Source organism: Microbacterium sp. MYb72, assembly GCF_002979415.1.
GTDB lineage: Bacteria > Actinomycetota > Actinomycetes > Actinomycetales > Microbacteriaceae > Microbacterium > Microbacterium natoriense.
This window is the reverse complement of sequence record NZ_PCOT01000026.1, coordinates 1-21348: the sequence shown is the minus strand read 5'-3', so window position 1 is coordinate 21348 and position 21348 is coordinate 1. Positions and strand designations below refer to the sequence as shown.

The window sequence follows — 21348 nt, the reverse complement described above, 5'->3', positions numbered from 1 at the left end:
CCTCTGATGACGACGCAGAGCCGACGCATCGCGCGCGTGCTCCTGGACTCGCCGCTGCCGCAGCTCGATCGGCTCTTCGACTACTCGCTGCCCGACGCGCTCGGCGACGTGCCGCTCGGGGTGCGCGTCCGAGTGCCGCTGCGCACCGCAGGACGCGTGATCGACGGGTACGTCGTCGAGATCGACACGGAGGACGACGCGGATCGCCCGCTGTCGGAAGTGGACAGCGTCGTGTCGACGGTCGCCGTCCTCCCCGAGCGTCTGCACAGCCTCGCCCGCCGGGTCGCCGACCGTGCGGCGGGCTCGGCATCCGACGTTCTCCGGCTCGTGATCCCGAAGCGCCAGGTCCGCGTCGAGAAGGCCTGGACGGCGGATGCGCCCGCCGTCATCCCCTCCGCCGACGCGCAGGCCAGCGCCGACGACGTGGTCTCCGCCTACGACGGCCTCGCCGACGTGCTCGATGACGGCGGTCGCGCAGCCGTCGAGGCCATTCCCCAGCTGCAGGCGGACACGCCGGGGTGGGCTCTGCTGCTGGCTTCGGCGGCGACGAGGATGCTGGCGTCCGGTCGCTCGAGCATCCTCGTGGTCCCCGACCACCGGGACCTGGATCGGCTCCTCGCCGCTCTCGAACGACTCGTGCCGGCGGAGGCGGTCGCGCGCTACGACTCACGGCAGACGAACCCCGACCGCTACCGCTCGTTCCTCCGCTCTCTCGAGGACGCGCCGTGCATCGTCGTCGGCAACCGCTCCGCGGTCTACGCGCCGACGAGGGCCGGTCTCGTCGCCATCTGGGACGACGGAGACCCGCTGCTCGGCGAGCCGCTCGCCCCCTATGCGAACGCTCGCGATGTGGCTCTCCTCCGCCAGGGAGAAGAGGGATCCGCACTCATCTTCGCGGGCCACACCCGGACGACCGACGTCGAGCGGCTCGTCGCGCACGGGTGGCTGCAGGACGTCAGGGCCGCCCGCCGCGTCATGCCGCGCGTGATCCTCGCCACCCCGCAGGAGATGGAGCAGCAGTCGCCGCAGCGGATGCCGTCGTCGGCCTTCCTCTCGGCGCGTACCGCGGCATCCGAGGGGCCTGTCCTCGTGCAGGTGTCCCGACCAGGATTCGCCCCCTCGCTCGTGTGCGCCGAGTGCCGGGCCCCTGCGCGATGCGCCCACTGCGGCGGACCCCTCGGAGCGGCGCACCGGGGAGCGGTGCCGGTGTGCGGCTGGTGCGGCAGGGGAGCACGGGCGTGGGCCTGCCCCTCCTGCTCCTCGACGCAGCTGCGTCTCGCCTCCTCCGGCAGCGAGCGGACCGCCGACGAGCTCGGCCGCGCGTTCCCCGGCATCCGCGTGATCGTCGCCGACAGCGCACACCCGGTCGAGCGCGTGGCCGACAAGCCCGCACTGGTCGTCGCCACCAGGGGAGCGGAGCCCCTCGCAGACGGCGGCTTCCGCGCCGTCGTGCTGCTGGACGGTCCTCGCATGCTGCAGGCGCCCGATCTCCGCATCGGAGAGGCCTGCCTTCGCTGGTGGTCCAATGCCGCAGCCCTCGCCGCGCCAGGGGCGCCCGTGCATCTCGTGGGCGTCGACGGCGGGGTCGCCCGCGCTCTCGCGACCTGGAATCAGGCGGGCTATGCGCGCGCCGAACTCGCCGAGCGCGCCCCGCTGCACATGCCGCCGTCGGCCAGGGTCGCGCTGGTCGAGGGAACCCAGGCGGCGGTCGGACGGGCGCTCGAATCGCTGGCCGAACTCGCCCTGCCCCGGGATGCCGTGCTGGGACCCGTGCCCATCGAGTCCGACGACGTCCCCCAGCGGGTGCGTGCTCTCGTGCGGTTCGACTACGGCGCTGGCAGCCGTGTCGCGGCGACCCTGCGGGCCTCGGTCGTCGCCGAAGCCGTCAGCACCCGTCGCCGCAAGGGACGCACGAACCGCAGCACACTCTCGGTCCGCCTCGATATCCTCGATCCAGAGCTCTAACCCTTCCGGAGAACCTTTCATGCGCCTCGTCTTCGCCGGCACGCCGTCGGCTGCCGTACCCACCCTCCGCCGCCTCGCGGCGGATCACGACATCGCCGCGGTCGTCACCCGGCCCGATGCGCCGCTCGGACGCAAGCGGATCCTGACGCCGTCGCCGGTGGCCCAGGCCGCCGACGAGCTGGGCCTCCCGATCATCAAGACGCCGCGCCTCGACGACGCCGCCACCACAGCCATCACCGCCCTCGGCGCGGAACTCGGCGTGATCGTGGCGTACGGAGGCCTCGTCCGCGAGCCGCTGCTGTCCGCGCCGGTGCACGGATGGATCAACCTGCATTTCTCCCTCCTCCCCGCCTGGCGCGGCGCCGCGCCGGTGCAGCGGGCGCTGATCGCCGGAGACGCCGAGCTCGGGGCGAGCGTGTTCCAGCTGGTTCCCGCCCTCGACGCCGGTGACGTCTTCGCGATGCGCACGGTGGACGTCCCCGCTGATGCGACGGCGGATGCCGCGCTCGACGCACTGGCGATCGACGGCGCGGCGCTCACCGCAGACGTCGTCGCGGGCATCGCCGACGGCACCGCTCAGGCGGTTCCGCAGACCGGGCAGGAGTCCTTCGCTCCCAAGCTGTCCCTGGAAGACGGCCTCCTCGACTGGACCCAGCCGCTGGAGAAGGTGTTCTCCAGGTTCCGCGGCGTGACTCCCGAACCGGGGGCCCACACGACCGTGGAGGGCGTCAGGGTGAAGATCCTCGACGCGGCGCCATCCGCGGAGAACCCGCTGGAGCCAGGGGAGATCGTCTCGACCAAGAGCGCCCTGCTCATCGGCACCGGATCGGCGCCACTTGCGGTCACCCGGGTGCAACCGGCGGGCAAGGGAGCGATGAACGCCGTCGACTGGTGGCGCGGCCAGCGCTCCGAAGGTCTGCGAGCAGGGCTGTGAGCGGCGAGCGACAGCGTGACGGACGGTCTTCCCAGCGACGTCCCTCTCCGCAGAACAGATCCCAGTCCCCGCGTGGACCCGTTCGGACCGTGCAGCCCGCTCGACGCGTCGCCTACGACGTGCTGCGCGCCGTGTCGGATGCCGATGCCTACGCCAACCTGATGCTGCCGTCCGTGATCGCCGACGCGCAGCTGAACCCGCAGGACGCTGCCCTCGCGACCGAGCTCACCTACGGAACGCTCCGCCGCCGCGGCACCTACGACGCCATCATCGCGGCCGCCGCTGATCGACCGGCATCCGACATCGATCCGGCCGTCCTCGACGCGCTGCGGCTGGCGACGCATCAGCTGCTCGCGACGAGGGTCGCCTCGCACGCTGCGGTGAACGAGTCGGTCAACCTCGTCGCCTCCGTGCAGGGGCGCGGAGCGGCGAGCTTCGCCAATGCGGTGCTGCGCCGCATCTCCCGGGAGACGCCGGGGGAGTGGCAGGACCGCATCGAGGCCGATGCCCGCTCCGATGACGAGCGACTCGCACTGCGCAGCGCGCACCCGGTCTGGATCATCCGAGCCCTGCGTCGCGCACTCGCAGCGGAGGGGCGCGCCGAGGAGCTCGAGACCCTTCTCGAGGCCGACAACCTGTCGCCCGAGGTCACTCTGGTCGCTCTGCCGGGGCTCGCGCCCACGGGGGAGCCGCGACGTCCCTACGCTCCGACGGCGTTCGGATCGCCGGGCGGAGACCCGCACCGGATCGTCTCGGCATCCGGCGGCGCCGTCCGTGTGCAGGACGAGGGCTCGCAGCTGGTCGCCCTCGCCCTCGCCGACGCAGCCCCGATCAGGGACGGCGAGCGCTGGCTCGACCTCTGCGCGGGCCCCGGTGGCAAGACGGCCCTGTTGGCGGCGATCGCCCATGAGCACGGCGCCGTTCTCGAGGCCAACGAAGTGGTCCCGGCGCGCGCAGGTCTCGTGCGCAACGCTCTCAAGCCCGTCCCCGGCGAGGTGATCGTGCACGAGGAGGATGGTCGTGCCTTCACGGCCGCGCACCCCGGCCGATTCGACCGCATCCTCGTGGACGCGCCCTGCACCGGTCTCGGGGCGCTGCGGCGCCGACCGGAGGCGCGCTGGCGCAAGTCGCCCGCCGACGTGGCCGAGCTCGTGCCCCTGCAGACCGAGCTGCTCTCGGGAGCGATCGACGCGCTCGCCCCTGGTGGGATCGTCGCGTACGTCACCTGCTCACCGCACCTCGCCGAGACGACGGGTGTCGTGCAGGACGTGCTGCGCACGCGCACGGATGCCGAGGAGATCGACGCCCGCGCGATCCTCGCCGACGTGTCGGACTCGCCCATCGATCTCGGCGACGACGGGTCAGGGCGCGTGCAGCTCTGGCCCCACCGTCACGGAACCGACGCGATGTTCCTCGCGCTCATCCGGAAGCGGTCCTGACAGCGGCGCTGCTCCGCGGGCATCGCCTGGCGACGCCGATCTGACGCCGACGGGTCCGTCGCGGTCGGATCGACGTCCGCCGTTGCAGGGGAGGGCGCGCCCGCACCAGGGATAATGGGCGCATGGCCGACCTTCCCGCAGCCCCCCGCATCAACCCCAGCATCCTCGCCGCGGATTTCGTGAACATGCAGCGCGATCTCGCGAAGATCGCGTCAGCCGACTTCGCGCACGTCGACGTCATGGACAACCACTTCGTGCCGAACCTCACGTTCGGGCCGCAGATGGTCGAGCGCATCCAGGCGACGAGCCCGATCCCGCTCGACGTCCACCTGATGATCACGGATCCCGACCGCTGGGCGCCGGGGTACGCCGAGCTGGGGGCGGCCAGCGTCACCTTCCACCTGGAGGCGGCGTCGGATCCGGTCGCACTCGCCCGGAGGCTCCGCAGCATCGGCGCACGCGCGGGGGTGGCGGTCAAGCCCGGCACGCCCGCCGACGGGCTCTACGACATCCTCGACGAGTTCGACCAGATCCTCGTGATGACGGTCGAGCCTGGATTCGGGGGACAGGGATTCATGGGCGAGACCATGCCCAAGCTGCGCGGGCTCGCCGATGAGGCGAAGCGCCGTGGATCCTCCGTCTGGCTCCAGGTCGACGGCGGCATCGCCGACAGCACGATCGAGATCGCCGCGGCCGCCGGCGCCGACACGTTCGTCGCCGGTTCGGCGGTCTACGGCGCCGATGACGTCGAAGCGGCCGTCACCCGGCTGAGAGAGCTCGCCAGAGCCGCTAGCCTGGAATCGTGAAGACTTTCGACGAACTGTTCGCGGAGCTCAGCCTGAAGGCGGAGACTCGCCCCGAGGGATCGGGTACGGTCGCCGAGCTCGACGGCGGGGTCCACACGATCGGCAAGAAGATCGTGGAGGAGGCCGCCGAGGTGTGGATGGCGTCCGAGTACGAATCCGACGAGGCCGCTGCCGAGGAGATCTCGCAGCTGCTGTACCACCTGCAGGTGATGATGATCGCGAAGGGACTCTCCCTCGCGGACGTCTACCGACATCTGTGATGCGCTCCGACACTTCCGATCCGATCTGAAAGCCGATCATGCTGCGCATTGCTGTTCCCAACAAGGGCTCTCTCTCCGAGACCGCCGCCGAGATGCTCGCGGAGGCCGGCTATGCCGGTCGTCGCGACCCGAAGACCCTGCACGTCATCGACGCCGAGAACGACGTCGAGTTCTTCTTCCTCCGTCCCCGTGACATCGCGACCTACGTCTCCTCCGGAGCCCTCGACGTGGGCATCACCGGCCGCGACCTGCTGCTCGACGTGCAGCGGTCCGCGCGTGAGATCGAGCAGCTCGGCTTCGGCGGGTCGACGTTCCGCTTCGCGGGCCCTCCCGGTCGCTTCACGTCCGTGGAGGACCTCAACGGCGTGCGCGTCGCCTCCGCATACCCGGGACTCGTCGGCGCGTTCCTCCGTGAGCGCGGTGTCGACGCCGAGCTCGTCCAGCTCGACGGCGCGGTCGAGTCGGCTGTGCGGCTCGGTGTGGCGGATGCCGTCGCCGACGTCGTCTCCACCGGCACGACGCTGCGTCAGGCCGGCCTCGAGATCTTCGGTCCGGTCATCCTCGAGTCCGAGGCTGTCCTGATCAGCCGCCCAGGCGAGGCCGAGGGCACCGACACGCTGCTGCGCCGTCTGCGCGGCGTCATGGTCGCGCGGCGCTTCGTGCTGCTCGACTACGACCTCCCCGCAGACCTCGTCGACCAGGCCGTGGCCATCGCCTCCGGCCGCGAGTCCCCGACCATCTCGCCGCTGCGTGACCCCTCCTGGGTCGCCGTGCGCGTGATGGTGCCTAGTCGTGGCGTCAATCAGGTGATGGACGACCTCTACGCGCTCGGGGCACGGGCGATCCTCGTCACCGCCATTCACGCCGCGAGGCTCTGATGACGCTCGCCAGTCGCGTCATCCCGTGCCTCGACGTGGCCGATGGCCGCGTCGTCAAGGGCGTCAACTTCGAGAATCTCCGTGACATGGGCGACCCGGTGGAGCTCGCGCGGCACTATGCGGCGCAGGGGGCTGACGAGATCACCTTCCTCGACGTCACCGCGACCGTCGACGCCAGGGCCACGACCTATGACGTGGTGCAGCGCACCGCGGAGCAGGTGTTCGTCCCCCTCACCGTCGGCGGGGGAGTCCGCAGCGTCGACGATGTGGCGCGGCTCCTGGCCGTCGGCGCCGACAAGGTCGGGGTGAACTCGGCGGCGATCGCCCGCCCCGAGCTCATCGGCGAGATCGCCGACCGTTTCGGGGCGCAGGTGCTCGTGCTGTCCCTCGACGTCAAGCGCGCCGACACCACGCCGTCCGGATTCGTCGTGACGACCCACGGCGGCCGCCAGCAGACCACGCTGGATGCGCTGGAGTGGGCCCGTGAGGCCGCGGAGCGGGGAGCGGGGGAGCTGCTCGTGAACTCGATCGACGCCGACGGCACCAGGGACGGGTTCGATCTCGAACTCGTCCGCCTCATGCGCGAGACCGCATCCGTGCCGGTCATCGCCTCGGGCGGAGCGGGAGCCGCGTCGCACTTCGCTCCCGCGATCAAGGCGGGTGCGGATGCCGTTCTCGCCGCGAGCGTGTTCCACACCGGAGCGCTCACGGTCGGCGACGTCAAGGACGCGCTGCGCGCGGAAGGGGTTCTCGTCCGATGAGCGACATCGAGGAGCGCATCGCGCAGGTCGCATTCAACGCCGACGGCCTCGCCCCCGTCATCGTGCAGCAGTGGGACACGCGCGAGGTCCTCATGCTCGCCTGGGTGGATGCCGAGGCGTTGCGTCGCACGCTCACATCAGGCCGCGCCGTCTACTGGTCGCGCTCGCGTCAGGAGTACTGGCGCAAGGGCGACACCTCCGGCCACATCCAGGTCGTGCGGGAGGCGCGCCTCGACTGCGACGGCGACGCGATCCTGCTCCTCGTCGAGCAGACCGGCCCCGCGTGCCACACCGGGACCCGCACCTGCTTCGACACGACCGACCTGGACGCGGTCGTCGGGACGGACTCCTGATGGACCTTGTGCGCAGAGGGCGCTCGATCTCCGTCTCCGGGTTCCTCCTCGGCGGGGCGATCGGCATCATCTCGTCGACGCAGACCTGGCTGACGGTGCAGCGGGCGGATGCCGGGGCGGACATCCTCGTCCCCGGTGCATCCGCGGTCCCGCTTCTCGCGCCCCTGAGCCTCGCCGTGCTCGCTCTCGGAGCGGCCCTGTCGATCACCGGGCGCGCGCTGCGCCTCGTGTTCGGGGTTCTGGCCGGGGCGACCGCGCTGCTGCTCGGATGGACCACGCTCCAGCTCCTGCTGACCGCTCCGGTGAGCGCCGTCCGCTCGACCGTGACCGAGACGACGGGACTCGCCGGCGGTGACGCCCTGTCCGACGTGGTGAAGGCCATCGTGCCCACCGCGTGGCCGGTGATCGCGCTGGTCGGATGGGTCGTCCTGCTCGCAGCATCCGTGGTGGTCCTGCTCACAGGACGGGCCTGGAAGAAGGGCGGACGCCGCTATGCGACCGATGCCGCGCCCTCGACGCCGACGGCCGGTCCGGTCGACGCCGTCGATTCCTGGGACGAGCTGTCGCGCGGAACCGATCCCACTCGTTGACACCGATAGACTGAAACCGATCCTGCACGTCGTCCCCCGGAGGAGAACATGACCAACCCGATCGCTGACCCCGGCCACGGACACTCGCCTGCGGCCTGGACGGCCGTGATCATCATGCTCCTGGGCTTCACGCTGGCCACCGTCGCGTTCTGCTTCGAGCAGCCGGCGCTCGTGTGGGCCTCCGTCGTGATCATCCCGATCGGCGCCCTCGTGGGCTGGATCATGGCCAAGGCCGGCTACGGCGTGAAGGGCCCCAAGTACCAGCCGAAGGGCCACTAGTGGTCCTCGCCGACCTGACGGCCGGCGCAGTCGCAGACGCAGAGCGTCGTGCCCTCACGAGGCCTCTCGCCGAGGTCGAGCGCGCTGCTCTCGCACGCCCGGCTGCCAAGGACGCACTGGCCTTCCTCGCTCCCGCTGAGCGCGTCAAGATCATCGCCGAGGTCAAGCGCGCGAGCCCGTCGCGCGGCGCCCTCGCGGAGATCCCCGATCCCGCTCATCAGGCGTCGCTGTACGAGACGGGCGGCGCATCCGCGATCAGCGTCCTCACCGAGGAGCGCCGCTTCGGCGGCAGTCTGGCCGACCTCGAGGCCGTGACGGCCCGGGTGTCCCTGCCCGTGCTGCGCAAGGACTTCATCGCGACGCGCTACCAGGTGCTCGAGGCGCGCGCCGCCGGAGCCGACCTCGTGCTGCTCATCGTCGCGGGCCTTGAGCCCGCGGTGCTGCGCGACCTGTTCGGCTTCATCACCGAGCTGGGCATGACCCCGCTCGTCGAGACCCATTCGGCCGACGAGCTCGAGGCGGCGATCGATCTCGGCTCGCCGCTCATCGGGGTCAATGCACGCGATCTGAAGACGCTCGAGCTCGACCGCGACCTCTTCGGCCGCCTGGTCGATCGCATCCCGGACTCCGCGGTCAAGATCGCCGAGTCCGCGGTGCTCACCCCCGCAGATGTCACGCACTACCGTTCGGCCGGTGCAGACGTCGTCCTGATCGGAGAGGCGCTCGTCACGGGCGATCCGGTCGCCACGCTCAAGACCTTCCTGGAGGTGTGATGAGTCTCCGTGACCAGCACGGACCGCTCTTCGGCGACTACGGCGGGCGCTACATGCCCGAGTCGCTGATCGCCGCGATCGACGAACTCACCGAGGCCTACGCCGACGCGATCGCCGACCCGGCGTTCCGCGCCGAGCTCGCCGGTCTCCTGAGCTCCTACGCGGGCCGTCCGTCTCCGCTCACCGAGGTGGAGCGCTTCGCCGAGCACGCCGGCGGCGCGAGGATCTTCCTCAAGCGCGAGGACCTCAACCACACCGGGTCGCACAAGATCAACAACGTCCTCGGGCAGGCCCTGCTGACCAAGCGACTGGGCAAGACCCGCGTGATCGCCGAGACCGGGGCAGGACAGCACGGTGTCGCCACGGCCACCGCGGCGGCGCTGTTCGGCCTGGACTGCACGATCTACATGGGCGAGGTCGACACCGAGCGCCAGGCTCTGAACGTCGCCCGTATGCGCCTCCTCGGGGCAGAAGTGGTCGCGGTCACCTCGGGATCCCGCACGCTCAAGGACGCGATCAACGACGCCTACCGCGACTGGGTGGCCTCGGTCGAGACAACCAACTACATCTTCGGCACGGCGGCGGGCCCGCATCCGTTCCCGGCGATGGTGCGCGACTTCCAGAAGATCATCGGCGAAGAGGCACGCCAGCAGCTCCTCGACGAGGCGGGCAGGCTCCCGGATGCCGTCATCGCATGTGTCGGCGGCGGCTCGAACGCGATCGGCATGTTCGACGCGTTCCTCGACGACGAGGACGTCAAGCTCTACGGGGTCGAGGCGGCCGGCGACGGCGTCGACACCGACAGGCACGCCGCCTCCATCGAGCGCGGACGCCCCGGCATCCTGCACGGCTCGAAGACCTACGTCCTGCAGGACGAGGACGGGCAGACGATCGAGTCGCACTCGATCTCCGCTGGTCTCGACTATCCCGGAGTCGGACCGGAGCACTCCTGGCTCGCCGACATCGGGCGCGCCGAGTACATCCCGGCGACCGACGACGAGGCGATGCAGGCGCTTCGGCTGCTCAGCCGCACGGAGGGCATCATCCCCGCCATCGAGTCGGCGCACGCCCTCGCCGGCGCGCTGCGGCTCGGCCGCGAGCTCGGGCCCGAGGCGATCCTCGCGGTGTGCCTCTCCGGGCGCGGAGACAAGGACATGGACACAGCGGCCAAGTACTTCCACCTGTACGACGAGGGAGCAGTCGGATGAGCCGCGTCGAAGAGGCGATCCAGAAGGCCGAGGCCGCCGGTCGCAGCGTGTTCGTCGGCTACCTCCCGGTCGGCTTTCCCGACCTCGAGACCAGCATCCAGGCCGCCATCACCCTCGCAGAGAACGGCGTCGACATCATCGAGCTGGGTCCGCCGTACAGCGACCCGGTGATGGACGGCGCCGTGATCCAGGAGGCGACCACGGCGGCGCTCGCCAACGGCTTCACCATGAAGGATCTGTTCACGGCGGTCCGCGCGATCACGGCGGCAACGGACGTGCCCGTCCTCGTCATGACGTACTGGAACCCCGTGTTCCAGTACGGGGTCGACCGCTATGCGGACGACCTCCTCGCCGCCGGCGGCGCCGGGCTCATCACGCCGGACATCACGCCGGATGTCGCAGGGGAGTGGATTGCGGCCAGCGAGCGCACCGGCCTGGACCGCGTGTTCCTCGCCGCGCCGACGTCGACGGACGCACGCCTCGACCTCATCGTCTCGGCGTCCACCGGCTTCATCTACACCGTCTCCACCATGGGCATCACGGGGGAGCGCGCCGAACTCGACCGCGCGGCCCGCACCCTGGTCGGACGCCTGCGCGCCCACGGCGCGACCCGCACCTGCGTCGGCATCGGCATCTCTACCGCCGAGCAGATCGCCGGCGTCTCGGAGTACGCGGACGGCGCGATCGTCGGCACCGCACTCGTCCGAGCCCTGCGCGACGGCGGCCTCCCCGCCCTCGCCGAAGTCACCCGAAACCTGGCCGTCGGCACGTCGTCGGCACGCCCCGTACACGAGAACTAGAATCGCACTCATGCCCCTCGCGCTTCACAGCACCGTCACCAGCGTGCTCGCCAGCATCCCCAGTCCTCCGATCTCGTACATTGATATCTGGCCCGGGATCCGGATCCACTTCTACGCGCTCTGCATCATCGCCGGCATCGTCGCCGCGGTGTTTCTGACGAACCACCGTCTCACGCGGCGCGGCGCGGAGCCGTGGGTCGTGATCGACATCTCGATCCTCGCCGTGCCCCTGGCGATCATCGGCGCGCGCATCTTCCACGTGCTCACGCACCCGAACTTCTACTTCGGCGAGGGCAAGAACACCTGGAACCCCTTCGAGCCGGGCTCGGTGTGGGCGATCTGGGAGGGCGGCATCGCGATCTTCGGAGCCCTCATCGGCGGTGCGATCGGCGCCTACCTCGGCTGCAAGTGGACCGGCGTCCGCTTCTGGACCTTCGCCGACGCCCTCGCGCCCGGTCTTCTGCTCGCGCAGGCGATGGGACGCTTCGGCAACTGGTTCAACCACGAGCTGTTCGGTCTGCCCACCGACCTGCCCTGGGGACTCGAGATCGAGTCCACGAACTCCGCATTCCCTCCCGGTCTCGCCGAGGGCACGCTGTTCCACCCGACGTTCTTGTACGAGGTCATCTGGAACGGCCTCGGCGTCATCGTTCTGCTCTGGCTGAGCCGCAAGGCCACGTCCCTCCAGTGGGGCCGCCTGTTCGCGATCTACCTGATCTGGTACAGCGCCGGCCGCGTCGTCTGGGAGTCGATCCGCATCGACCCGAGCGAGATCATCCTCGGCCTGCGCAGCAACGTGTGGGCCGCGATCATCGGCATCGTCGTCGGTCTCGCCATCCTCGTCGTCCAGCGTCGTCACCTCGGCCTGGAGCCCTCGCCCTACCAGCCGGGTCGAGGTCGGAAGGATCTCGACGCTGTTGTAGACTCGCAGAACAATCCCTCCGATTTCGTAGACCTGAGTGAGCCTCCGGTCGATGAAGTCCCCGCAGGAGCCAGGGCCACAAGCACCGCTCCCACGGACGCGGAAGGCTCTCGATAGCCGCCGGTCCGTGAGGACCACACTGCATTCGCCCGGCCAATGACGTCCCCGGGTCACTCGAAGATCTGAGGACGGTACAGGTGTATTTTCAGCCTCCGTACGGCGCTTCCGGCGCTTACCCCCCGAAGCAGGGCATGTACAACCCGGCGTTCGAGAAGGACGCCTGCGGCCTTGCCATGGTCGCGACACTGCGCGGCGAGGCGGGCCACGACATCATCGCGCTGGCGCTCGAAGCGCTGCGCAACCTCGAGCACCGCGGTGCGATCGGCTCGGATGCCGGCACCGGAGACGGTGCGGGCATCCTGACGCAGATGCCCGACGCGTTCCTGCGTGCGGTCACGGATTTCGAACTGCCACCGGTCGGCGAGTACGCCGCGGGTCTGGCGTTCCTCCCGCGTGACTCCAGCGAACGCCGCCAGCAGAAGGCCGGCATCGAGAAGATCGCCCGCGCCGAGGGCCTGCGCGTCCTCGGATGGCGCGAGGTGCCCACGGTCAACGAGAACCTGGGCAAGCTCGCCGATGAGGCTCGCCCCGCGTTCGAGCAGCTCTTCGTGAGCGCCGGGGGAGCGACCCACTCGCAGGCGCCGCTCACAGGCATCGCCCTCGACCGCATCGCCTATCGTCTCCGCAAGCGCGCAGGTCATGAGCTCGGCGCCTACTTCGTCTCGCTGTCCGCCCGCACGCTCGGCTACAAGGGCATGGTCACGACGCTGCAGCTCGAGCCGTTCTACCCCGACCTGCAGGACGAGCGGTTCATGTCCGAGCTCGCCGTCGTGCACTCGCGCTACTCGACCAACACCTTCCCGTCGTGGCCGCTCGCGCAGCCGCTGCGGATGCTCGCCCACAACGGCGAGATCAACACGGTCGGCGGCAACCGCAACTGGATGCGCGCCCGGCAGTCTCAGCTGGAGTCGGAGCTGCTCGGCGACGTCGAGCCTCTCCTGCCGATCTGCACCGACGGGGCCAGCGATTCGGCCTCCTTCGACGAGGTGCTCGAGCTGCTGACCCTCACCGGCCGCAGCCTGCCTCACGCCATCATGATGATGGTCCCGGAGGCGTACGAGAAGCAGTCCGACATCTCCCCCGAGCTGCGTTCTTTCTACGAGTACCACTCGAACCAGATGGAGCCGTGGGACGGCCCCGCCGCGCTCATCTTCACCGACGGCACCCTCGTCGGCGCCACGCTCGACCGCAACGGTCTGCGTCCTGGTCGCTGGACGGAGACCACCGATGGGCTCATCGTCATCGGCTCCGAGACCGGCGTGCTCACGTTCGAGCCCGAGCGCATCAAACGCCGCGGCCGTCTGCAGCCGGGAAAGATGTTCCTGGTCGACACGGCGCAGCGCCGGATCATCGAAGACGAGGAGATCAAGCGCGATCTCGCGACGCTGCACCCGTGGCAGGAGTGGCTGGATGCCGGCGCGGTCCGGCTCGCCGATCTCCCCGAGCGCGAGCACATCGTGCATCCGCCCGCCTCGATCACCCGCCGTCAGCGGACCTTCGGGTACACCGAGGAGGAAGTGCGCATCCTGCTGACCCCGATGGGGCAGACCGGTGTGGAACCGCTCGGCGCCATGGGTTCGGACACGCCGATCGCGGTGCTCAGCAAGCGTCCGCGCCTGCTCTTCGACTACTTCACGCAGCAGTTCGCCCAGGTGACGAACCCGCCGCTGGACTCGATCCGTGAAGAGGTCGTCACCAGCCTCAAGCTCGGACTCGGCCCTGAGGCGAACCTCCTGAGCTGGGGGCCGGAGCACACCCGCACGGTGTCCCTGGACTTCCCGGTGATCGACAACGACGAGCTCGCGAAGATCCGCCACATCGACAAGGCCCTCCCCGGCCGCTCCAGCGTGACCATCAAGGGGCTCTACCACTTCGACGCCGGACCCCAGTCGCTCGAAGATCGGCTGACGGAGATGTGCGCCGAAGCCGACGAGGCCATCGAGCAGGGGGCGGAGTTCCTCATCCTCTCCGACCGCGACTCCAACAAGGACCTCACGCCGATCCCGTCGCTGCTCATGCTCTCCGCGGTGCATCACCACCTGATCCGCCGTGAGAACCGGATGAAGGTCGGTCTGATCGTCGAGGCCGGAGACGTCCGGGAGGTGCACCACGTCGCGACGCTCATCGGCTACGGAGCATCCGCGATCAACCCGTATCTCGCGATGGAGACCGTCGAGCACCTCGTGCGCACCGGCTACATCACCGGCATCTCGCCGGAGAAGGCCGTCCGCAACCTGATCTACGCCCTGGGCAAGGGCGTGCTGAAGATCATGTCCAAGATGGGCATCTCGACGGTGTCGTCCTACGCCGGAGCGCAGGTGTTCGAGGCTGTGGGCCTCAGCCAGGAGCTCATCGACGCGTACTTCACGCGCACCGAGTCCAAGCTCGGCGGCATCGGCATCGAGGACATCTTCGCGGAGAACCAGGCGAGGCACGACTACGCCTACCCCGAGGATGCCGCGGCCAGGGCGCACGAGCGCCTGTGGACCGGTGGAGAGTACCAGTGGCGCCGCGACGGCTCCCCGCACCTGTTCAGCCCGGAGACGGTCTTCAAGCTGCAGCACTCGACCCGCGAGCGCCGCTACGACATCTTCCGCGAGTACACGCGGCTCGTCGACGACCAGGCTGCGGAGCTCAAGACCCTGCGTGGCCTGTTCCGTCTGCGCACCGGCACCCGCAAGCCCGTCCCGCTGGACGAGGTGGAGCCGGTCTCCGAGATCGTCAAGCGCTTCTCGACGGGTGCGATGAGCTACGGCTCGATCTCGAAGGAGGCGCACGAGACCCTCGCGATCGCCATGAACCGGATCGGCGGCAAGTCGAACACCGGTGAGGGCGGAGAGGACTCCGACCGTCTTCTCGACCCCGAGCGCCGCAGCGCGATCAAGCAGGTCGCGTCCGGTCGCTTCGGCGTCACGAGCCTGTACCTCACCGAGGCCGACGACATCCAGATCAAGCTCGCCCAGGGCGCCAAGCCGGGTGAGGGCGGTCAGCTGCCCCCGCAGAAGGTGTACCCGTGGGTCGCCCGCACACGCGGCGGCACACCGGGCGTCGGCCTCATCTCGCCGCCGCCGCACCACGACATCTACTCGATCGAAGACCTCAAGCAGCTCATCTTCGATCTGAAGCGCGCGAACCCCGAGGCGCGGATCCACACCAAGCTGGTGAGCCAGTCGGGCATCGGCGCCGTCGCGGCGGGTGTCGCCAAGGCGCTCAGCGACGTGGTCCTCGTGTCGGGGCACGACGGCGGCACGGGTGCGAGCCCGCTGAACTCCCTCAAGCACGCCGGGACGCCGTGGGAGCTCGGCCTCGCCGAGACCCAGCAGACGCTCATGCTCAACGGCATGCGCGACCGCGTGGTCGTGCAGGTCGACGGGCAGCTCAAGACCGGTCGCGACGTCATCATCGGCGCCCTCCTCGGCGCCGAGGAGTTCGGCTTCGCCACGGCGCCCCTGGTGGTCAGCGGCTGCATCATGATGCGCGTGTGCCACCTCGACACCTGCCCGGTGGGCGTCGCGACGCAGAATCCGCTGCTGCGCGAGCGCTTCAGCGGCAAGCCCGAGTTCGTGGTGAACTTCATGGAGTTCATCGCGGAGGAGGTTCGCGAGCTGCTTGCCGAGCTGGGCTTCCGCTCGCTCGACGAGATCGTCGGCCGTGCCGAGCTCATCGAGGTGAACGCGGCCGTCGACCACTGGAAGGCGGAGGGCCTCGACCTCAGCCCGATCCTCGACGGCCCCGCCTTCCCGGCGGGCGAGCCCCGTCGCAGCGGGCGCGAGCAGGATCACGAGCTCGAGAAGCACTTCGACGTGCAGCTGATCGACATCGCGAAGGGCGCGCTCCTGAACGGTGAGCACGTCGTCATCGAGCTCCCGATCGCGAACACCGAACGAGCGGTCGGCACGATGCTGGGCCATCAGGTCACCGCCCGCTACGGCGCCGCCGGGCTCCCGCGCGAGACGATCGATGTGACGCTGCACGGCACGGCCGGGCAGTCTCTCGGCGCGTTCATGCCATCGGGCATCGTGCTGAGACTCGAAGGCGACGCCAACGACTACGTCGGCAAGGGCCTGTCCGGTGGCGACATCACGATCCGGCCGCCTCGCGGCTCCTCGATCGAACCGCATCGCAACGTGATCGCGGGCAACGTGATCGGCTACGGCGCGACCTCCGGCTCGATGTTCCTCTCCGGCGTGGTCGGAGAGCGGTTCCTGGTGCGCAACTCGGGCGCCACAGCCGTCGTCGAGGGCGTGGGCGACCACGCGCTCGAGTACATGACCGGTGGCGTCGCGGTGATCCTCGGCTCGACCGGACGCAACTTCGGCGCCGGAATGTCCGGGGGAGTGGCGTACGTCCGCTCCCTCGACACCGCGAAGGTCAACGCGCAGTCCCTCGGCAGCGGCGAACTCCTGCTGATGCCCTTGGACCGCGCAGATCTCGAAGTGCTGAGAGGCCTGATCTCCGAGCACGTGGAGCGCACCGCGTCCCCGCTCGGATCGGAGATCCTGTCGCGGTTCGAAGAGACCGCCGCAGAGTTCGTGAAGGTCCTCCCGCGTGACTTCGCCGCCGTGCGGAGCATGAGAGAGGAAGCAGTGGCCGAGGGGATCGACCCCGACGGCGACGTCGTCTGGAACCGCATCCTGGAGGTGACCGGTGGCTGATCCCAAAGGTTTTCTGAAGGTCACGGAGCGCGAGCTCCCCGCCCGGCGCCCCGTGCCGGTACGGATCATGGACTGGAAAGAGGTGTACGAGCCCGGCGACCAGGCCGTGCTCCGCCGCCAGGCGAGCCGCTGCATGGACTGCGGCGTGCCGTTCTGCCACCAGGGATGCCCCCTGGGCAACCTGATCCCGGAGTGGAACGATCTCACGTGGCGCGGCGAGGGCCGCGCGGCGATCGACCGACTGCACGCGACGAACAACTTCCCCGAGTTCACAGGACGTCTGTGCCCCGCTCCCTGCGAGAGCGCCTGCGTGCTGGGGATCAACCAGCCCGCCGTCACGATCAAGCAGATCGAGGTCTCGATCATCGACGAGGCCTTCAGCAAGGGCTGGGTCGAGGCGCAGCCGCCGGCGCGTCTCACGGGCAAGACGGTCGCCGTCGTCGGATCGGGCCCCGCCGGACTCGCGGCCGCGCAGCAGCTCACCCGCGCCGGCCACACGGTGGCCGTGTTCGAACGCGACGACCGCATCGGCGGCCTGCTCCGCTACGGGATCCCGGACTTCAAGATGGAGAAGTCGCAGCTCGAGTCCCGCCTCCGCCAGATGCAGGAGGAGGGCACCCGGTTCCGCGCCGGCGTCGAGATCGGCAAGGACATCACCTGGGCGGATCTCCGTGCGCGCTACGACGCGGTCGTCATCGCGACCGGTTCCACTGTGCCTCGTGATCTCGCGATCCCCGGTCGAGACCTCGACGGCGTCCACTTCGCGATGGAGTACCTCGTGGAGTCGAACCACGCGGTCGCGGGCGACAAGGTCACGGAGCAGATCACCGCCGAAGGCAAGCACGTCATCGTGATCGGCGGCGGTGACACCGGCGCCGACTGCATCGGAACCGCCCACCGCCAGGGCGCTCTCAGCGTGACGAACCTGGCGATCGGCCAGCAGCCGGGTGCGGAGCGTCCGGGCCACCAGCCCTGGCCGATGATGCCGACCGTCTTCGAGGTGTCCTCCGCGCATGAGGAGGGCGGTGAGCGGGTGTTCCTCGCCTCCACCGTCGAGTTCCTCTCCAACGAGGTCGGTGAGGTCCGTGCGCTGCGCGTCGCCGAGACCGAGTACGTCGACGGGCGTCGAGTGCCCAAGAGCGGCACGGAGCGGGAGATCCCGGCCGATCTCGTCCTGATCGCCATGGGATTCACCGGTCCCGAGCAGGACGGGTTCACCGAGGACACGCGTCCGCAGGTGACCGACCGCGGCAACTTCCAGCGCGACGCGTCCTACGAATCCACCGTGTCCGGCGTGTTCGTCGCCGGGGACGCAGGCCGCGGACAGTCGCTCATCGTGTGGGCGATCGCCGAGGGCCGCGCGGCGGCCGCCAACGTCGATCGCTTCCTCATGGGCGAGACGGTCCTCCCCGAGCCGGTGCGGCCCACGGATGTCGCGATCGGACTCCAGCCCGCGTAGGCTGAGCGCGGCACCGTCGCCTGATTTCTAATCCCCCCCCTCTACCCTGGAGAATCTGTTGAGACGCGCGAAAATCGTCGCCACCCTGGGCCCAGCCACCTCTACGTATGACACCGTGCGAGCGATCATCGAGGCTGGTGTGGATGTCGCCCGACTGAACCTCAGCCACGGCGACTACTCCGTGCACGAGGCGAACTACGCCAACGTCCGCCGCGCTGCGGATGACGCAGGCAAGGCGGTCGCGGTCCTCGTCGACCTGCAGGGCCCGAAGATCCGCCTCGGCAAGTTCGAGGCCGGACCCTACGAGCTCGCGGTCGGAGACATCTTCAAGATCACGACCGAGGACATCATCGGCAACAGGGAGATCTGCGGCACGACCTTCAAGGGTCTGCCCCAGGACGTCAAGGCGGGGGACTTCCTGCTGATCGACGACGGCAAGGTGCGCGTCGAGGTCGTCGACACCGACGGCGTCACGGTCACCACTCGCGTGATCGTCGCGGGAGCGGTGTCGAACAACAAGGGCATCAACCTGCCCGGTGTCGCCGTGAACGTCCCCGCGCTGAGCGAGAAGGACGAGGACGACCTGCGTTGGGGTCTGCGCACCGGCGCCGACCTCATCGCGCTGTCGTTCGTGCGCAACGCCGCCGACGTCGACCGGGTCCACGAGATCATGGCCGAAGAGGGCGTGAAGGTCCCCGTCATCGCCAAGATCGAGAAGCCGCAGGCGGTGGATGCTCTCGAGGAGATCGTCGACGCGTTCGACGGCGCGCTTCTGCACGATCGGCACGGCCTCGAGCGGGAGCTCGACGCCGAGGTCACCTCGGGCGACCATGATGCCGTCGAACTCGCCCGTCGCATGGCGAAGCCCGTCATCGTCGCGACGCAGATGCTCGAGTCGATGATCAGCAGCCCGGTTCCGACGCGCGCAGAGACCTCCGACGTCGCGAACGCCGTGCTGGACGGTGCGGATGCGGTCATGCTCTCCGGCGAGACCAGCGTCGGCGAGTACCCGGTCGTCGTCGTGGAGACCATGGCCCGTATCGTCGAGTCGACCGAGGAACACGGCCTGGAGCGCGTGGCCCCGCTCACGACAAAGCCGCGAACGCAGGGTGGCGCGATCACCCTCGCGGCCCTGGAGGTCGCGGAGTTCGTCGAGGCGAAGTTCCTCTGCGTCTTCACCCAGTCGGGCGACTCCGCTCGCCGACTGTCGCGGCTGCGCTCGCGCATCCCGATGCTCGCGTTCACGCCGGAGCCCGGCATCCGCCGCCGCATGGCGCTGACCTGGGGAATTCACTCGACGCTCGTCGAGATGGTGCAGCACACCGACCTCATGTACCACCAGGTCGATGAGTACCTCCTCGGCAACAAGCTCGCAGAGGAAGGGGACAGGGTCGTCGTGATCTCCGGTTCCCCTCCCGGGATCATCGGGTCGACCAACGACCTCCGCGTCCACAAGGTCGGCGATGCGATCCGCGGTGCCGCGCCGATCTACAAGACCGGCGTCTGACGTCTCTCCTGCTGCGCGCCGCACTCCCTCGTCGGGGTGCGGCGCGCAGTCGTATCCCGGGTGTGCGATAGGGTCTACGGTGGGCCGGCGTGGCGGAATGGCAGACGCGGAGCACTCAAAATGCTTTGTCCGAAAGGGCGTGTGGGTTCGAGTCCCACCGCCGGCACCCAGAGTCGCGAGCGGCCCGAACGTCGCTCGCACGGTGCGCTCGACACGGCGGATCGCGGCACGGCATCGCCCCGCGGCCAGCGCCGGAGCCTGGTTCGATAGGATAGACCTGTGACTGAGCAAGAGCAGGCTGAGCAGCCCACGGCATCCGCACCCCGACGCGTCGTCGTCGCCGAGGACGAATCGCTGATCCGCCTCGACATCGTCGAGATCCTCCGCGACAACGGCTTCGACGTCGTCGGAGAGGCGGGCGACGGCGAGACGGCCGTCGCACTCGCCACGGAGCTTCGCCCCGACCTCGTCATCATGGACGTCAAGATGCCGCAGCTCGACGGCATCAGCGCCGCCGAGAAGCTGCACAAGGGCAACATCGCTCCCGTCGTGCTGCTGACCGCATTCAGCCAGAAGGAGCTCGTCGAGCGCGCGAGCGAGGCCGGCGCCCTGGCCTACGTCGTGAAGCCGTTCACGCCGAACGACCTGCTTCCCGCGATCGAGATCGCTCTGGCCCGCCACGAGCAGATCATCACGCTCGAGGCCGAGGTCGCCGATATGGTCGAGCGCTTCGAGACCCGCAAGCTCGTCGACCGCGCCAAGGGACTCCTCAACGAGAAGATGGGGCTGTCCGAGCCGGAGGCGTTCCGCTGGATCCAGAAGGCGTCCATGGACCGTCGTCTGACAATGCAGGATGTCGCCAAGGCCATCATCGAGCAGCTCGCGCCGAAGAAGTAGCAGTGCGTCCGCTTGACGCGGAGCACACTCTGCGGGCTGTGCGTATCGGTGACGGCGCCGCGCTTGCTCGCGCCTACACCTCCAATCGGAGCCATCTGGCTCCGTGGGACCCGTCGCGACCTGCGGAGTTCTTCACGGAGGCCTGGCAGGAGAACCACTCCCGGCTGAGCGTCGAGGAGGCCGCTGCCGGACGGAGCGCGCGCTTCGTGATCGTGTCCGACGATGGTGAGATCCGCGGACGCATGAATCTCAACAACATCGTCCGGGGAGCATTCTGGAGCGCCGATCTCGGCTATTGGATCGACGCGACCCGGCTGCGGCGAGGACTCGCATCGAAAGCGGTCGCGCAGGTCATGGCGTACGCGGCCGACGAACTCCATCTGCACCGCGTGCAGGCAGCCACACTGGTGCACAACACCGGCTCGCAGCGCGTGCTGCTCGGGAACGGGTTCGCTCAGATCGGGATGGCCCCTCGATACCTCCGCATCGCAGGGGAGTGGCAGGACCATCTGCTGTTCCAGCGAGTCCTCGGCGAAGCCTGACTTTTCCTCCCCAACACGTCATTGTGAGGGATCTCTCCACGGGTGCCGGTCACCGCGCGCGATGGCCTGCGCGGGCGGCGTATCTTCGACGCATGGCGATGACACCCACGCAGGCAGACCTCGGGATGGAGCAGAACACCAACGACATCTCCGCGATCTACGAACTGCTCGAGGAGATGAATGCACGGCTCGCCGGGCAT

General features: G+C 69.4%; 19 protein-coding genes and 1 tRNA gene. All 20 read left to right on the top strand.

Going from position 1 to position 21348, the window contains the following annotated elements; all coding sequences use genetic code 11:
• The first annotated feature begins 6 nt into the window (after positions 1–6).
• The 20 genes from CQ047_RS14060 (at position 7) to CQ047_RS13965 (ending at position 21148) form a co-directional block, all read left to right on the top strand.
• Positions 7–1965: a hypothetical protein gene (locus CQ047_RS14060; RefSeq protein ID WP_105676304.1), complete on the top strand. Its 1959-nt coding sequence runs from the start codon at positions 7–9 to the stop codon at positions 1963–1965.
• Between the two features lie 19 nt (positions 1966–1984).
• Positions 1985–2899, top strand: a complete 915-nt coding sequence (fmt, locus tag CQ047_RS14055) for a methionyl-tRNA formyltransferase (RefSeq protein ID WP_105676302.1) — start codon at positions 1985–1987, stop codon at positions 2897–2899.
• A gap of 89 nt (positions 2900–2988) precedes the next feature.
• The gene (locus CQ047_RS14050) at positions 2989–4338 is read left to right on the top strand and encodes an RsmB/NOP family class I SAM-dependent RNA methyltransferase (RefSeq protein ID WP_105676300.1); all 1350 of its coding nucleotides are present in this window, start codon (positions 2989–2991) and stop codon (positions 4336–4338) included.
• 122 nt (positions 4339–4460) lie between these two features.
• Positions 4461–5144, top strand: coding sequence for a ribulose-phosphate 3-epimerase (rpe, locus tag CQ047_RS14045; protein ID WP_105676299.1), 684 nt, complete (start codon positions 4461–4463; stop codon positions 5142–5144).
• A complete protein-coding gene (locus CQ047_RS14040; protein WP_105676298.1) occupies positions 5141–5404 on the top strand; it encodes a phosphoribosyl-ATP diphosphatase in 264 nt (87 codons plus the stop codon). Before rpe ends, CQ047_RS14040 begins: the two co-directional genes overlap by 4 nt.
• Before the next feature lie 38 nt (positions 5405–5442).
• A complete protein-coding gene (gene hisG / locus CQ047_RS14035) occupies positions 5443–6282 on the top strand; it encodes an ATP phosphoribosyltransferase (RefSeq protein WP_105676297.1) in 840 nt (279 codons plus the stop codon).
• The gene (gene hisF / locus CQ047_RS14030; RefSeq protein WP_105676295.1) at positions 6282–7043 is read left to right on the top strand and encodes an imidazole glycerol phosphate synthase subunit HisF; all 762 of its coding nucleotides are present in this window, start codon (positions 6282–6284) and stop codon (positions 7041–7043) included. Before hisG ends, hisF begins: the two co-directional genes overlap by 1 nt.
• Entirely contained in the window at positions 7040–7396 is a 357-nt protein-coding gene (gene hisI, locus CQ047_RS14025; protein ID WP_105676294.1) for a phosphoribosyl-AMP cyclohydrolase, read from the top strand. Before hisF ends, hisI begins: the two co-directional genes overlap by 4 nt.
• Entirely contained in the window at positions 7396–7986 is a 591-nt protein-coding gene (locus CQ047_RS14020) for a Trp biosynthesis-associated membrane protein (protein WP_105676293.1), read from the top strand. The genes hisI and CQ047_RS14020 overlap by 1 nt, the downstream gene beginning before the upstream one ends.
• 48 nt (positions 7987–8034) lie before the next feature.
• Positions 8035–8265 (top strand): HGxxPAAW family protein, encoded by a 231-nt coding sequence (locus CQ047_RS14015; RefSeq protein ID WP_105676292.1) that lies wholly within the window; start codon positions 8035–8037, stop codon positions 8263–8265.
• Entirely contained in the window at positions 8265–9038 is a 774-nt protein-coding gene (gene trpC, locus CQ047_RS14010; protein ID WP_105676291.1) for an indole-3-glycerol phosphate synthase TrpC, read from the top strand. Before CQ047_RS14015 ends, trpC begins: the two co-directional genes overlap by 1 nt.
• A complete protein-coding gene (trpB, locus tag CQ047_RS14005) occupies positions 9038–10246 on the top strand; it encodes a tryptophan synthase subunit beta (RefSeq protein WP_105676289.1) in 1209 nt (402 codons plus the stop codon). Before trpC ends, trpB begins: the two co-directional genes overlap by 1 nt.
• Complete coding sequence (gene trpA / locus CQ047_RS14000) at positions 10243–11046, top strand: tryptophan synthase subunit alpha (RefSeq protein ID WP_105676288.1); 804 nt, start codon at positions 10243–10245, stop codon at positions 11044–11046. Before trpB ends, trpA begins: the two co-directional genes overlap by 4 nt.
• 10 nt (positions 11047–11056) lie before the next feature.
• Entirely contained in the window at positions 11057–12085 is a 1029-nt protein-coding gene (gene lgt, locus CQ047_RS13995) for a prolipoprotein diacylglyceryl transferase (protein WP_105676286.1), read from the top strand.
• Positions 12086–12219: 134 nt separating this feature from the next.
• Complete coding sequence (gene gltB / locus CQ047_RS13990) at positions 12220–16743, top strand: glutamate synthase large subunit (RefSeq protein WP_105676285.1); 4524 nt, start codon at positions 12220–12222, stop codon at positions 16741–16743.
• Positions 16736–18202 (top strand): glutamate synthase subunit beta, encoded by a 1467-nt coding sequence (locus CQ047_RS13985; RefSeq protein ID WP_105676284.1) that lies wholly within the window; start codon positions 16736–16738, stop codon positions 18200–18202. Before gltB ends, CQ047_RS13985 begins: the two co-directional genes overlap by 8 nt.
• 58 nt (positions 18203–18260) lie before the next feature.
• Entirely contained in the window at positions 18261–19709 is a 1449-nt protein-coding gene (pyk, locus tag CQ047_RS13980) for a pyruvate kinase (RefSeq protein WP_105676283.1), read from the top strand.
• An 83-nt stretch (positions 19710–19792) separates the two neighbouring features.
• Positions 19793–19875, top strand: a tRNA-Leu gene (locus tag CQ047_RS13975).
• A gap of 113 nt (positions 19876–19988) precedes the next feature.
• Positions 19989–20606 carry an ANTAR domain-containing response regulator gene (locus tag CQ047_RS13970; RefSeq protein WP_025103469.1) on the top strand — a complete coding sequence of 206 codons (618 nt, stop codon included), beginning with the start codon at positions 19989–19991 and terminating at the stop codon, positions 20604–20606.
• A 38-nt stretch (positions 20607–20644) separates the two neighbouring features.
• Positions 20645–21148, top strand: a complete 504-nt coding sequence (locus CQ047_RS13965; protein WP_258132671.1) for a GNAT family N-acetyltransferase — start codon at positions 20645–20647, stop codon at positions 21146–21148.
• Positions 21149–21348: the final 200 nt, after the last annotated feature.